General features: G+C 57.5%; 15 protein-coding genes. 8 read left to right on the forward strand and 7 right to left on the reverse strand.

From position 1 onward, the window contains the following. The first annotated feature begins 95 nt into the window (after window positions 1-95). Window positions 96-263 (forward strand): hypothetical protein, encoded by a 168-nt coding sequence (locus BFV97_RS18685; protein ID WP_157888250.1) that lies wholly within the window; start codon window positions 96-98, stop codon window positions 261-263. Window positions 264-275: 12 nt separating this feature from the next. On the opposite strand, the gene BFV97_RS01395 is transcribed toward BFV97_RS18685, so the two are convergent. Next, window positions 276-863, reverse strand: coding sequence for an HD domain-containing protein (locus BFV97_RS01395; RefSeq protein WP_069298522.1), 588 nt, complete (start codon window positions 861-863; stop codon window positions 276-278). A gap of 88 nt (window positions 864-951) precedes the next feature. Between BFV97_RS01395 and BFV97_RS01400 the strand changes: the two genes are divergently transcribed. The 4 genes from BFV97_RS01400 to BFV97_RS01415 all read left to right on the forward strand — a co-directional run bounded on the left by BFV97_RS01400 (window position 952) and on the right by BFV97_RS01415 (window position 4,096). Next, a complete protein-coding gene (locus tag BFV97_RS01400; RefSeq protein WP_069298523.1) occupies window positions 952-1,281 on the forward strand; it encodes a hypothetical protein in 330 nt (109 codons plus the stop codon). Between the two features lie 80 nt (window positions 1,282-1,361). Then, window positions 1,362-2,747 carry an adenosylhomocysteinase gene (gene ahcY / locus BFV97_RS01405; RefSeq protein WP_069298524.1) on the forward strand — a complete coding sequence of 462 codons (1,386 nt, stop codon included), beginning with the start codon at window positions 1,362-1,364 and terminating at the stop codon, window positions 2,745-2,747. A 224-nt stretch (window positions 2,748-2,971) separates the two neighbouring features. Next, window positions 2,972-3,313 carry a DUF2853 family protein gene (locus BFV97_RS01410; protein ID WP_069298525.1) on the forward strand — a complete coding sequence of 114 codons (342 nt, stop codon included), beginning with the start codon at window positions 2,972-2,974 and terminating at the stop codon, window positions 3,311-3,313. A 66-nt stretch (window positions 3,314-3,379) separates the two neighbouring features. Then, window positions 3,380-4,096: an extensin-like domain-containing protein gene (locus BFV97_RS01415; protein WP_069298526.1), complete on the forward strand. Its 717-nt coding sequence runs from the start codon at window positions 3,380-3,382 to the stop codon at window positions 4,094-4,096. Between the two features lie 3 nt (window positions 4,097-4,099). Here BFV97_RS01415 and BFV97_RS01420 read toward each other — a convergent pair whose 3' ends face one another. Genes BFV97_RS01420 through tsaD form a run of 3 tightly spaced genes read right to left on the reverse strand, consistent with a single transcriptional unit; the run spans window position 4,100 to window position 6,590 of the window. Continuing rightward, complete coding sequence (locus tag BFV97_RS01420) at window positions 4,100-4,513, reverse strand: EVE domain-containing protein (RefSeq protein WP_069298527.1); 414 nt, start codon at window positions 4,511-4,513, stop codon at window positions 4,100-4,102. 14 nt (window positions 4,514-4,527) lie between these two features. Beyond that, window positions 4,528-5,499, reverse strand: a complete 972-nt coding sequence (locus BFV97_RS01425; protein ID WP_069298528.1) for an NAD(P)H-dependent glycerol-3-phosphate dehydrogenase — start codon at window positions 5,497-5,499, stop codon at window positions 4,528-4,530. Then, on the reverse strand, window positions 5,496-6,590 hold the full coding sequence (gene tsaD, locus BFV97_RS01430) for a tRNA (adenosine(37)-N6)-threonylcarbamoyltransferase complex transferase subunit TsaD (protein WP_069299027.1): 1,095 nt from the start codon (window positions 6,588-6,590) through the stop codon (window positions 5,496-5,498). The genes BFV97_RS01425 and tsaD overlap by 4 nt, the downstream gene beginning before the upstream one ends. A gap of 79 nt (window positions 6,591-6,669) precedes the next feature. On the opposite strand from tsaD, the gene BFV97_RS01435 reads away from it, so the two are divergent. The 3 genes from BFV97_RS01435 to BFV97_RS01445 all read left to right on the forward strand — a co-directional run bounded on the left by BFV97_RS01435 (window position 6,670) and on the right by BFV97_RS01445 (window position 10,602). Beyond that, window positions 6,670-7,389 carry a uroporphyrinogen-III synthase gene (locus BFV97_RS01435; RefSeq protein ID WP_083225450.1) on the forward strand — a complete coding sequence of 240 codons (720 nt, stop codon included), beginning with the start codon at window positions 6,670-6,672 and terminating at the stop codon, window positions 7,387-7,389. A gap of 111 nt (window positions 7,390-7,500) precedes the next feature. Continuing rightward, a complete protein-coding gene (locus tag BFV97_RS01440) occupies window positions 7,501-9,159 on the forward strand; it encodes a hypothetical protein (RefSeq protein WP_069298530.1) in 1,659 nt (552 codons plus the stop codon). A 15-nt stretch (window positions 9,160-9,174) separates the two neighbouring features. Beyond that, entirely contained in the window at window positions 9,175-10,602 is a 1,428-nt protein-coding gene (locus tag BFV97_RS01445; RefSeq protein WP_069298531.1) for a heme biosynthesis protein HemY, read from the forward strand. Here BFV97_RS01445 and BFV97_RS01450 read toward each other — a convergent pair. Genes BFV97_RS01450 through BFV97_RS01460 form a run of 3 tightly spaced genes read right to left on the reverse strand, consistent with a single transcriptional unit; the run spans window position 10,520 to window position 13,844 of the window. Then, window positions 10,520-11,482, reverse strand: coding sequence for an alpha/beta fold hydrolase (locus tag BFV97_RS01450; RefSeq protein WP_069298532.1), 963 nt, complete (start codon window positions 11,480-11,482; stop codon window positions 10,520-10,522). The genes BFV97_RS01445 and BFV97_RS01450 overlap by 83 nt on opposite strands. Then, window positions 11,479-12,918 (reverse strand): protein adenylyltransferase SelO, encoded by a 1,440-nt coding sequence (locus BFV97_RS01455; protein ID WP_069298533.1) that lies wholly within the window; start codon window positions 12,916-12,918, stop codon window positions 11,479-11,481. The genes BFV97_RS01450 and BFV97_RS01455 overlap by 4 nt, the downstream gene beginning before the upstream one ends. Continuing rightward, window positions 12,915-13,844: an ornithine cyclodeaminase family protein gene (locus BFV97_RS01460; RefSeq protein WP_069298534.1), complete on the reverse strand. Its 930-nt coding sequence runs from the start codon at window positions 13,842-13,844 to the stop codon at window positions 12,915-12,917. The genes BFV97_RS01455 and BFV97_RS01460 overlap by 4 nt, the downstream gene beginning before the upstream one ends. Window positions 13,845-13,872: the final 28 nt, after the last annotated feature.

Raw genomic sequence — 13,872 nt, forward strand, 5'->3', positions numbered from 1 at the left:
TATAAGTTCAGCTAACATTTCCGAAATATTACGGATTCGATCTGCAAAGGCAATCGCCTTAGAGCTAGGGGATATATTCACAGAAAGGACACAGCATGTTCAACTCTATCGCCAAGGCCCTGATGATTGCCACCCGCAACGATAAGACCCGAAATGACGGGTATCACGCGCTAGATTCCGAAGCCTACCGCCATGAGGAGCGCAAGAAACTGGAATTGGAGCGTCAGGAAGCCCTGCGCCGCATCCATTCGCTCCACATTTGAAAGGTTGAAAGCTCAGCTTTCGATCAGATCGGTAAAGACTTCCATAAACGCACCCTTTGATTCCATCGGGGGGTGCGGCCGCAACCTGCGTCTGGGGATGTCGTCGAACACCGGCTTGCCAAACAGCTTATCCGCTTCTTCTTCGGAAAACCCTGCGATCTGAACCGCTTCCAGCCATGCGGAAATCCGGTCTGCCCGTTTGATCTGCTTCTTGATTGTCGGGGGCAGTTCCGCAGGCAGACCGAACCGGATATGGATCGCCGCCATCAACCGTTTGTCCAGCGCGGCATATTCAGGGCCGACCGCATCCTTAACAGGAGAAATCATATCCCCGATCACATATTCCGGTGCGTCATGCAGCAGGGCGGCCAGTTGCCAGTCCCGCCCCGCTTTCGGATAGAGGCGGCGGTAAAGTTCCAGCACAAAGACCGAATGTTCGGCCACGGAATAGGGGTAATCCCCGCGGGTTTGCCCGTTCCACCGCGCAACAAAGGCCAGCCCGTGAGCGATGTCCTCAATTTCTATGTCCAGTGGCGAGGGGTCCAACAGATCCAGCCGCCGCCCCGATAACATCCGCTGCCATGCCCGTTGTGGTTTCATGGGATCTCCTTTGCGGGCATTTCGTTTCTTTCAAGTGCCTATGCAACGATTTCGCGATTCATGCGTTGATTGCATGAAGGAGGCAACAATGAAACGCTTTTTTATCGCACTGACAACCGCCGTTTTGGCAACCACAACCGCACAGGCCGCCACGTCCTGCATGGACTCCGAAGAGATGGAGGCCGCTCTGGTGGATTGGTATTCCGAAAAGGCCGTTGGTCCGAAAATCAGCCGGAATGACACAGACATCCAGCTTTGGGCGTCCGAGCAAAACGGCACATGGACCCTTGTCAGCTATTACGAAAGCGGCCAGTCCTGCGTTGTTGCCCAAGGGGACCACACCACACCGGAACCTGATCTGGAACAGCAGGAAGAGCTGTACTCCCACTTGGAAACACCAACCGACCGGACGCTCTGACACCCCTGTGATTCATTGCCCGTTGAGCAAATAGCCGTTTGCTGCTAAGGCCCTGTCAAAACCAAAAGGAAGGTTCTGACATGGCGTCTGACTACATTGTAAAAGACATTTCACTGGCTGAATTTGGCCGCAAGGAACTAGACATTGCGGAAACCGAAATGCCGGGGTTGATGGCTCTGCGCGAGGAATTCGGTGAAAGCCAGCCCTTGAAAGGGGCGCGGATTGTCGGCTCGCTTCACATGACGATCCAGACCGCCGTTCTGATCGAAACACTGACAGCCCTTGGCGCTGATGTGCGCTGGGCGTCTTGCAACATCTTTTCCACACAAGACCACGCCGCCGCTGCAATCGCTGCGTCCGGTGTTCCTGTCTTTGCGATCAAGGGTCAAACCCTTGAAGAGCATTGGGATTATCTTGACCGGTCCTTCCTGTTTGATGACGGTCCGAACCTGATCCTTGACGATGGCGGCGATGCAACGCTCTACATCCTGCTTGGCGCACGGATCGAAGCAGGCGAAGACTTCGGCGTTCCGACATCCGAAGAAGAAGAAGCGATCCAGAAGCAGATCAAGAAACGTATGGCGGCCTCTCCGGGTTGGTTCACAAAGATGCGTGGCCAGATCAAAGGCGTGTCCGAAGAAACAACAACCGGCGTCCACCGTCTGTATGAACTGCAAAAGAACGGCGACCTGCCATTCCCTGCGATCAACGTGAATGATTCTGTGACCAAGTCGAAATTCGACAACAAATACGGCTGTAAAGAATCGCTCGTGGACGGTATCCGCCGCGCGACAGACACGATGATGGCCGGTAAAACCGCTGTGGTATGCGGGTACGGCGATGTGGGCAAAGGCTCTGCCGCGTCCCTGCGTGGGGCCGGTGCCCGTGTGAAAGTGACTGAAATTGACCCGATCTGCGCGCTTCAGGCAGCGATGGACGGGTTTGAAGTCACCACTCTGGAAGATTGCGTTAAAGACGCGGATATATTTGTGACCACCACCGGCAACAAAGACATCATCCGCATCGAGCATATGCGCGAGATGAAGGATATGGCGATCGTCGGGAACATCGGTCACTTTGATAATGAAATTCAGGTGGCAAATCTTGCCAATCTGAAATGCACAAACATCAAGGATCAGGTGGATATGTACGAAATGCCATCTGGCAACCGTATGATCCTGCTGTCCCAAGGGCGTTTGTTGAACCTTGGCAACGCGACAGGCCACCCGTCCTTTGTGATGTCTGCGTCCTTTACCAATCAGGTGCTGGCCCAGATTGAGTTGTGGACCCGTGGGGAGCAGTACAACAACGAAGTTTACATCCTGCCCAAACATCTGGACGAAAAAGTTGCCCGTCTGCACCTTGCAAAGATCGGCGTGAAACTGACAGAACTGTCCAAAGAACAGGCCGATTACATCGGTGTGACGACCGATGGTCCTTATAAACCGGAACACTATCGTTACTAAACGGTTCTGCCCGGTTTCTGGAAAATGCGAAACGACCGCTCCGGCGGTCGTTTTTTTGTCTGGCGCATGCGCTTTACAGCCGGAATACGGCCAAAACGCAAAGAATGTCACAAGCCCCCTTTTTTTGCATTCCCGCTTCCCCTAAGTTTTGCCCCGAGAAGGGCGCTACACGCAGGATGGCCCTTTCTTGATAACAGGGACAATCCGGCGCTTAGGAGTTAGAAATGGGAAAACGCGACGATTTGATTGCCAGATATGCTGACGATCTGAAGAATAAATGTGGAATGACCCCCGACATGGACCTACTGACCAAAGTAACCATCGGCTGTGGTCCGTCGATTTATGATGCTGATGCGGCAACGGTTGCGTCCAGTCAGGCCGGAGAACTGGAAACCGTCAAACAAAACTTCCTCGTCAAAAAACTCGGGCTGTCCGACGGACCCGAGCTTGATACCGCGATGGAAAAAGTGATCGACACCTATGGCAAATCAGAGCGGAACAAGTACCGCGCTGTGATTTATTACATGCTGACCAAAGAGTTCGGCAAAGAGTCTGTTTACAGTTAATTCTTTTCAAAACCAGAGCTTACGGGCGCCCGCTGTGGCGCCCTTTGTGATTTAAGGGGGATCGCAATGGGGCGCAAAAGTAAGCTCGGCTGGTTGCTTGGCGGTCTGTTTCTGCCCGTGGTCGCGCTGGCATTTGCTGTCACAACGCTATTGTATCACCCGCAAACACCGTTGCCACCGGAGTGGAACCCGACCCGTCCGCTGGATCCCAAGGCCCCGTTGACGCGGATCACCCAATGGAAACTGGCAGGGGCGGTAGCAGAACCGCAACTTTGCGCCGCAGCGTTGGAGCGGATTGCCGCGCCGGTTGTCGCCCTGCCACCGCAAGAGCAAGACGACCAGTGTCACATCAGAAACCGCGTACAGCTTTCGAATCTGGCGACAGCCCGAATTGCCCCGCTGGAAACCCGCTGCGACATCGCCCTGCGGTTGGCCATGTGGGAACATCACGGGTTGCAGCCCGCTGCGCAGGCGCTGCTGGGCGCAGGGATCAGCCGCATTCACCATTATGGCAGCTATTCTTGCCGGACAATCGCAGGGTCATCACGGATGAGCCAGCATGCGACGGCGAATGCGCTGGATATATCCGGTTTCGATCTGACAAACGGGCAAAAAATCCGCTTGCGCAATGATTGGCAAGCTACGGGAAAAACAGCAGAATTTCTGCGCTCGGCACGGAATAGCGCCTGTGCGTGGTTCCGCATGGTGCTAAGCCCTGATTACAACGCCGCACATCATGACCATTTCCACATGGATCAGGGGCGCTGGTCGGGATGCCGCTAGCCTCTACAGGCCGCCCATTTCGCAGATGATGTCCCATTCTTCGGGGCGCACGGGTTGCACCGACAAGCGGGAGTTTTTGACCAGCACCATCTCGGACAGACGCGGATCGGCCTTTACCATGTCCAGCGTGACAGGCGTTTTCAGCGGTTTGACCGCCTTGATGTCCACACATTCCCAGCGGTCATCGTCTGTTGTGCTGTCAGGATGGGCAGTTGCGCAGACCTCGACGATCCCGACAACGGCTTTTTCCTTCAAGGAGTGGTAGAAAAACCCCAGATCGCCGATTGCCATGTCACGCATGAAGTTGCGGGCCTGATAGTTTCGTACACCGTCCCATTCCTCGCCAGCATCGCCCTTGGCAACCTGATCGTCCCAGCCCCATGTGTTGGGTTCCGATTTGAACAGCCAGTAGTTCATGATGCCCTCCGCGTTTATCGGCTTTCCGGTTTCAGGGGGCGCGACATCAGTGTGCGCAGCACCTGTTCCAGTTCCTGCCGTCCATCCAACACATCCGCAACCGCCTGTGCAATCGGCATTTCGATGTTCTGGCGGCTTGCCAGCCCCAAAACCGCCTGCGCTGTGGCGATGCCTTCCACGGTTTTTCCGGTGCCGAACGCCCCTTCGCGGCCCAGTTTTTCCCCGAAAGCAAAGTTGCGGGATTGCAGCGAGGTGCAGCTCAACGCCAGATCGCCAAAGCCGGACAACCCCATCAAAGTCTCTGTTTTTGCCCCCATAGAGGCCGCAAGCCGTGCCAGTTCGGCAAAGCCCCGCGTCATCAGGGCAGCGCGGGCGCTTTCGCCCAGTCCGGCCCCCACCACCAGACCGCAGGCAATGGCGTAGACGTTCTTGAGCGCCCCGCCAAGCGCAACGCCGGTGGTGTCTTGGGACAGATACAATCGCAAGGAAGCAGAGGAGAGAACCTCTTGCAACCAAGCGCCGGTTTTTTGGTCTTCGCAGCCGAGCGAAAGCGCAGTCGGTTTGCCCTGTGTCAGCTCGCTCGCAAAGCCCGGGCCGGAGAGAACGGCGACGGTGGCATCGGGTTTTTTCTCTTTCAATATGTCCTGCTGAAGCAGACCCGTGCCGGTTTCAATACCCTTGGCGCAGAGCAGAACCGGCGCAGCGGCTGGCAGGGACGCTTCGGCCAGAAAGCTGCGCAGATGTTGTGCGGGCAAGACCATCAACAGGATTTCGGCAGTTTGCAAATCCCTAAGATCAGAGGTGATTTCCAATCCGTCAGGCAGGGGTACATCGGGAAGATAGCGTTTGTTTACGCCGGTTTGCCGCATGGTATTGATCTGTTCGGGGTCACGCCCCCAAAGCACCACCTCATTGCCGCCCGATCGCGCTACGCTGGCAAGGGCCGTGCCGAAGGCGCCTGCGCCGATCACGCCAATCCGCGTCACGCTTTGGCTCCTTTTTTACCAGAGCCAAGCATCGGTGTTGCCGCCTTGTCCAGCGGCCAGCGCGGGCGGGCGGACAGGGTCAGGTCATCGCTTTCGCCCCCCGCAAACCGTTCCAGTCCGGCCCATGCGATCATCGCGCCATTATCGGTGCAGTATTTCAGCGGCGGTGCAAGAAATCGGAAACCCTCTTGTGCTGCCACTTTCTGCAGCGCACTGCGGATCAGACTGTTCGCAGCCACACCGCCCGCTACGGCCAACACAGGCGTTTCCACAGGTTTGCCAAAGGCGATACAGGCGCGGCGGGTCTTTTCCGCCAGCGTATCAGCCACCGCCTGCTGGAAACTGGCGCAGAGATCGGCGCGATCCTGTACCGTCAGGCCGCCTTTTTCAGCGACCAGTGTATCGCGCGCACGGCGCAGGGCGGTTTTCAAGCCAGAGAACGACATATCCAGATCGGGACGATCCAGCAGCGGACGGGGAAAGCGGAACCGTTTCGGATCCCCGTTTTTCGCCTCTTCTTCGATCAAAGGCCCGCCGGGATACCCAAGGCCAAGAAGTTTTGCTGATTTGTCAAAGGCTTCGCCGGGGGCGTCGTCAATGGTGCCGCCCATGCGGGTGAACTGATCGGGACCGTGTACCCCCAGAAACTGACAATGCCCACCTGACACCAGCAACATCAGATAGGGGTATTCCACACCATCCGTCATGCGCGGGGTCAGGGCGTGTCCTGCCAGATGGTTGACCCCCACCAGCGGTTTGCCAGAGCCGATGGACAGACCCTTGGCACACATCACACCACTTATCACGCCACCGATAAGTCCGGGTCCGGCTGTCACCGCGATAGCATCCACCTCGCCCAGCGTCAGCCCCGCCTGTTCCAGCGCCTGTTCCACGCATAGGTCCAGCCGCTCTGCATGGGCGCGGGCGGCAATTTCGGGAACCACACCGCCAAAGGCCGCGTGTAACCCTTCCTGCCCCCAGACGACAGAGGATAACACTTCGGCAGACTCGCTATTCGTGCGACGCACTACGGCGGCGGCGGTGTCGTCGCAACTGCTCTCCAGCCCCAATACTGTGATATTATGTGACATTGCCAATCCGCGCCCGTCATGATTTTCTCGTCCCGCAGGTAACATTTGCGCCCCTTTTCAGCAATGGTCACATCACCCCATGACAGAACCCACGCTCCTAATGATCCGGCCCGAGCCGCAATCCCGTGCTTTTCTTCAGTCGTTCGCGGCGCAGAGCGGTTTCACACCGCCTGTGATCTACAGCCCCGTGCTCGGGATTGCGCCGCGCAAGCAGCCGGATTTGCCCACTGACGCCACCCTGTTGCTGTTCACCTCGGTCAATAGCGTGGCTGTCTGGTCCGACTGTACCACAGACCGGACGCCCCGTGCGCTGTGTGTGGGCGACAATACCGCTGATGCTGCACGGGCACAGGGTTTTACGGCGCAAAGTGCCGATGGCACAGGGGAAGACCTGCTTGCTTTGGTGCTGGCGCAGGCCACTGCGAAGGACCGGATTTTTTACCTTTCAGGCAATCATGCTGCGCTTGATCTGGCGCAGGCGTTGCAGGCCAAAGGATTGCAGGCCGAACGGATTGTTCTTTACGATCAATCACCCGTATCCCTGTCGCAAACAGCGCTGGACGCATTGAGCGGGCAGGCAGTCATTGTGCCGGTATTTTCCCCCCGAACCGCGCTCTATCTGGCGGATCAGATCGTCGGCAAGCCGCTTTTTGACTGTCGTTTTCTGTGTATCAGCACGAATGCGACAGTCCCGTTACGGGGGGTACAGGCCCCTGTAGAGATTGCCAGCCACCCGACACGGGCCGCAATGGTTTCGGCTTTGGACCTGATGTTGCGTAATTTCACAGCAAAAGCCTGAAGATTATAGGCAATTTCAGCGCAGTTTACGCATTGGACTTGAGAGAATGGCACAGAGACCCTAGTTTTGACGAAGGGATTCCTCCTAGAAGCAGAATAGGGCTATCGGCACGTGGCAGATAAATCCAAGAAAAAACCGGAAATCGAAGACGCGGAAGTCGTGGGTGGCACCGGTGCCAAAACCACGCCGGACACCAAGCCGACAGAGAAAACCAATGCCGCAGAGGTGAAGGCTGGCAAAACGTCTGATAAAGACGTCGCTAAAGCGGATGCTAAAGGCAGCGACAGCCCGTCCGCAGGTGCGTCTGCAACAGCGGCCAAAGCCCAGTCCTTTGAAAAGAAGTCCCCCACCGATAAAGCCGCTGGCGCGGGGAGCGACGGAAAAATTACAGACACTACATCCGCCGGTAAGACTGTGGATGCTAAACCGGATGCCAAAGCAAAAGACGCCAAACCTGCAAGTGCTGCAGCTGGTGGCTTGGCAGGGGCGGGCACTGTGGCCAAAGCTGGGGAGCCTGTAACCAAGTCGCAGGATAAATCCGGCGCGGATGCGGTGAAGAAACCTGATCCCGTTAAGAAACCTGATCCGGTGGCTACGCCTAACCCCGCTCCTGACGCCCATAGCACTGAGGATGAAGTTGAAGAGGATGACATCGGGTCGTCGTTCTCGGCCAAAGTCCTGCGGGCGCTGGCGCTGATTGTTCTGGGGATCGTCATCGCACTTTGGGGCGCACCAAAACTCGCGCCGATGTTGCCTGCGGGCCTGTCTCCGGTTGCCGAATTTCTGATGCCGGGCCAGACTGAAGCCAAAGCAGAGGTCGCAGCGCTTCGGTCCGATCTTGAGGCACGGTTGGCAGAACTGGAAAACGCCCCGCAGGATGGTGTGGATCAGGCCGCGATTGATGCGGCGATTGCGCAATATGCCGAAAGCCAGCAGGAGGAGCTCGCCGCGATCAAGGACAGCCTTGCAGCAACTGATGGCGTTGAGATTGAATCCCGCGTGGCTTCGCTTGAATCCCGTATCGAGGGCGTAGAGGCCGAACTGACCGCTGTGGGGGAACGCCTTTCGACGCAGATCACCGAAAACGGTGCGACACTTTCCGAAGAGGCCGCATCCAAACTTTCCGGTTTTCAGGCGACATTGCAGGGATTGAAGGCACAAGTGGCTGATCTGGCTGCAAAAAACGGTGCTTTGAACCAGAAAGTTGAAGATGCTGCCAAAGCAGCGGCGCGGCGTGTGGAGGAGGCCCAAAAGGAAGCCTCCAGCAAAGTCGCAACCACAGCGACGAAAAAACTGCTGACAGACATCTCCGTGGCTTTGGACAGCGGTGCACCGTTTCAGTCCGCGCTGGATAGTCTGAGCGAACTCACCGGTGTTGAGGCGCCGGAGGCGCTGGGCGCTGTGGCGCAAAGCGGTACACCGTCCTGGACAACCCTGCGCAACCGTTTCTCCGACCGCGCCCATGCCGCTTTGCGGGCCGATACCAAGGCCAATGCGGGGGAAGGTGTCGTGGGTAAATTCGGCGCTTTCCTGAAAACACAGGTGGGCACCCGCTCTATCGAGCGGCGCGAAGGGGATAGCACCGATGCGATCCTGTCCCGTGTGGAGGATGATTTGGTTAACCGCAGACTTGCCGCCGCGTTGAGCGAGGCTAATTCATTGCCAGAGCCTGCAAAAGCGGCGATGTCACAGTGGATTGCCGATTTGTCCGCCCTGAACGCGGCGCAAACCGCGTTAACCGATCTGAATGCCTCTCTTGGCGCAACCTGATAGAAAGCGCGACACATGCTGTGGTCCCTTATCCGAATAATCTTTTTCATTGCGCTGATTACAGCCGCGGCCTTTGCCGCCAGCTTTTTAATCGAAGCCGGCGGTCAGGTGCAGCTTTCCTTTAACGGCGCGGAATACACGTTTGAGCCGCTGGTCGGGCTGATCGGGCTGGTGTTGCTGATCCTTGCTATCTGGATCGTGGTCAAACTGCTGGCGCTAATGGTGGCGGTGTTTCACTTCTTTAACGGTGATGAAACCGCGATTTCCCGTTATTTCACCCGACACCGCGAACGCAAAGGGTTTGAGGCGCTGGCGGACGGGATGGTTGCCCTTGCCGCAGGTGAAGGACGCACCGCCAGTCAGAAAGCGGCCAAGGCGGAGCGTTATCTCGACCGTCCCGAACTGACCCAGCTTATCAATGCGCAGGCGGCGGAAATTTCCGGCGATACGAAAAAGGCGCTGAAACACTACAAGAACCTGCTGCAAAACGACCGTACCCGCTTTGTCGGCGTTCAGGGAATCATGAAACAGAAACTGGCCGAAGGGGACACGGATACCGCGCTGAAACTGGCAGAGAAAGCTTTTGCCTTGCGGCCGAACCATAATGGCACGCTGGATACTCTGTTTACGTTGCAAACCGAAAAGCAGGAATGGTCCGGTGCGCGCAAGACGATCGAGGCCAAGGTAAAGTCTCACGCGTTACCCCGTGATGTGGGACGCCGCCGCGATGCGGTTCTCTCGCTTGCGGATGCACGTCGTTTGCTGGAAGCAGGGGAAATCCCGTCCGGCAAGGAGGCCGCGTTGCAGGCCAACGCCCTGTCTCCCGATCTGGTGCCCGCAGCGGTTCTGGCGTCCGAGATGCATGTTCTGGACGGCAACAAGAAATCCGCTGCGAAAGTGATCAAAAAGGCGTGGGGCGCGACCCCGCATCCCGATCTTGCCAGTGCCTTTGCAGAGATCGAGCCGGAAGAAACGCCTGCAGCGCGGCTGAAACGGTTTAACAGCCTGCTGCGGATCAACTCTGATCATGCTGAAACCCGAATGCTTCACGCAGAACTGTTGCTGGCAGAGGAAGATTTCCCAGCAGCCCGTCGTGCGATGGGTGATCTGGCGGAAACACAGCCCTCGGCACGGTCCCTGTCCATTATGGCGGCGATTGCACGGGGTGAAGGCGCGGATGAAAAAGTCGTGCGCGGCTGGCTGTCCAAAGCGCTCTCGGCCTCTCGCGGACCGCAATGGATTTGTTCGTCCTGCAACAAAATCCATACCCAATGGGCGCCGAAATGCGACAATTGCGGCACTTTTGACGGGATGGATTGGAAAACCCCGCCGGAAAGCGATGATCTTGGATCGACGACGTCTATGCTTCCGATGATGGATGGTGCGCTTGAAGGGGTGGAACCTGTTCCCGATCCGACAAAAACGCCAGAACAGCGCGATTGACCTGTCGGGCGTGGGTCGTCACCAATGAGTGACCCGCGCCTTTAATCTCTACAATACGCGCCGTGCGGTTGATTTCCCGCAGGCGCATGGCGCAGGCAATCGGGATCACAGTGTCCTTGGTTCCGAAAACAGCCAGCACAGGCATGCCACGATCCAGCAGCCTGCGGTGCACATCGGTCTGGTCCGTATAGATCACATGGCGCAGGCAGCTTAGAACCGCCGCCCCGAAACCGGCAAATCGGGTCTCGCGGCACTGTTTTTCGATCATATCGTTATCCACACCTTCCAGCTTGCCTGCTTGTCTGCTGCCGCGGCGCAGGATCCAGCCGCCGAACAGGAACATGGCAAGATCCCCGATCACCGGCCAGCGGGCGATCCAGTTTGGCTCCGACTTTAGCAACCCCGCAGGGGTGAGCAGGATCAGACGTTTGATCCGGTCCCGCCGCAAGCCCGCGTAATGGGCTGCAATCGCCCCGCCCATCGAATACCCCAGCAAGCTATAACCCGCAGGAACGTCCAGTTTTTCAAGCAGTTCGTCGATCTCCCGCACATAGAACGCCATTGTGTGTCTTGCGTAGGGACGATCCGAAAAGCCGCGGCCAAAGTGATCGAACGTCAACACGCGGTAGCCTGCGCCGGTAAGGGCGCCCAGTTGGTCCCGCCAGACAAAGCTTGGCGTGGTCAGTCCGTGCACCATCACCAGCACCGGCCCGTTTTTGGGTCCGTGCCATTGGTAGTGGATCAATCCACCGGTTATCGGGACAAAATCCCCGGGCGCTGACCGGCGGGCCCGTCCTGTCATGGGGCGGCGCAAGAACCACACCACCGCAAGAAACAACCCGGAGGCAGCGAGAAGCATCGCGGGTGATAGCAGGGTCATGTGCCGCAGAAAGTCTGCTGTACGATCTGGTCCTCGGTCGGGGCGCGTTCATATTCCGCATGTTCCGGTTGCGGATCAAAGGGTCTTGTGACCACCGAAACAAGGGTGTGAAACAGCGTGTAATCCCCCGCCAGTGCGCTTTGAATTGCTTCCTCAACGCGATGGTTTCGCGGGATAAATACCGGATTGGCGGCTTTCATCCCATCCAGTAACGCCGGATCATGCCGCTTGCGCCATTGCTCCAGCCAGAGCTGCGCTTCCAGCGGTTCGACAAACAGCGCGGCGAAAGGCTCCTCTTTGCCGCCACCTGCAATGCGGGTCAGTTCGCTGAAGAACAGGGTGAAATCACACCCCTGATCCGCCATCAGTTTGAACATATCCTGCATGAAAGCGGCGTCCACAGGGATGCCGAGTTTGGCGGCAAATCCGGCGTTCAGAGTTTCGTTAAACAGGTCGGAAAACCGCCCCACAGCGCCTTCGGCCAGTTTGATTGCGGCATCCTGATCAGGGTGCAGCACAGGCAGCAGCGCTTCGGCCAGACGGGACAGGTTCCACACGCCGATATTGGGCTGGTTCACCCAAGCATAGCGCCCGTTGCGGTCAATGGAGCTGAACACCGTATTTGGGTGGAAACGGTCCATAAAGGCGCAGGGACCATAGTCTATGGTCTCTCCGGCGACCTGCATATTGTCGGTGTTCATCACCCCGTGAATAAATCCCAGACACATCCATTGGGAAATCAGACGCGCCTGCCGCTCTGTCACCATTTCGAGCATGGCCAGAACCGGATTTTCCGCTTCTTTGGCAGTAGGATAGTGCCTGTCGATCACGTAATCCGCCAGCGTCTGGATGTGCTCTTTCTGCTCTCGGGCGAAAAAGTATTGGAAGGTGCCAACCCGCACGTGGCTTTGTGCGATGCGGGTCAGGACAGCGCCCGGCAATCCGGTCTCCCGCTGTACCCTTTCCCCCGTAGTAACGGCGGCCAGCGCACGGGTCGTGGGCACGCCAGCGGCAGCCATAAATTCGCTGACGATATATTCCCGCAGCACAGGGCCTAGCGCGGCTTTACCGTCCCCGTTGCGCGAAAACGGGGTCGCGCCGGAGCCTTTCAACTGAATGTCGAGCCGTGTGCCATCAGGGGCGATGATCTCACCCAGCAGATGGGCGCGGCCATCGCCGAGTTGCGGCGACCAGCCGCCGAACTGGTGCCCTGCGTAGGCCATCGCCAGCGGTTCCGATCCTTGGGCCACACCCGCACCGGAGAGCATCTCTAGACCCTTTTGCGACGACAACCATGCCACATCCAACCCGATCTCTTCCGCCAGTCCCGTGTTCAGTTTGATCAGTTCCGGTTCCGGGGCTTGATCAGGATCGACACGGGCGAAGAAACCGTCGGGCAGGCGGGCGTAGCTGTTGTCAAAGGCGGGTCCTGTCATGTGGCGTTCCATTCCTTCAGGATATATTTTGCAGTCATCAGATCCAGATGGGCACCGCCACCGTTTTTGAACAGGGTAATCTCGTCATCGTGACTGCGTTTCGCTGTGCCTGCTACCAGTTCGTGGAAATCGCCTAGAATGTCATCCCTGCTGATAACACCTTCCTCCAGCGGGATTTTCAGTTCTCCGATGTGGTCCATCGTGGTGGCGCGGCTGTCAACAAAGATGCTGCTGCGGGTCAGGGCGGTGTCGTCCACCTCTCGCATGTCGGGGCGGTAGGCGCCGATCAGGTCGATATGTTGGCCCGCGTGCAGCCAGTCGCCCTGCAGGACCGGATCGCTGGACATGGTGGCACAGGACACGATATCGGCCTCTGAGACCGCATTCTCAAGGCTCTCTACCGGCTTGATATCATGGAAGTCTGACAGTTCCTGAGCCATCTCGACCGCTTTGGCGCCGGTTCGGTTCCAGACCAAGAAAGATGCCTTCGGAAAGACCGTAGAATAGGCGCTGACCAGATTGCGCCCGACAGTGCCGGCCCCGACAATCAGGATCGTTTTACTGTCAGGCCGCGCCAGCAGTTTTGCCCCGAGCAAGCTGTCACCGGCGGTTTTCCATTTGGTCACAAGATGAAAGTCGATCACCGCTTCCAGCGTGCCGAATTCATCGTCAAACACCATGACCCCGCCCTGAACCATCGGCTTGCCCTTGGCGACATTGCCCGGAACGATGGTGGCGGATTTTACAGCCACGCCCAATCCGTCGATCCATGCAGCACGGCTGAGCAGGGTATCCTCTCCGCGATAGGCAAACCCGTCTGCAATGCTTGCTGTCGCGAGCGTGTGCCCCTTGGCAAGCGCATCGGTCAAACCTTCCCAGCTCAGTCGGCTGTCCATTTCGTCAAATTCGATAAACGGGATTTTCATTCAAATATTCCTTCTTAATCGGGGAAAT

The organism is Neptunicoccus sediminis, assembly GCF_001719615.1.
Classification (GTDB): domain Bacteria; phylum Pseudomonadota; class Alphaproteobacteria; order Rhodobacterales; family Rhodobacteraceae; genus Amylibacter; species Amylibacter sediminis.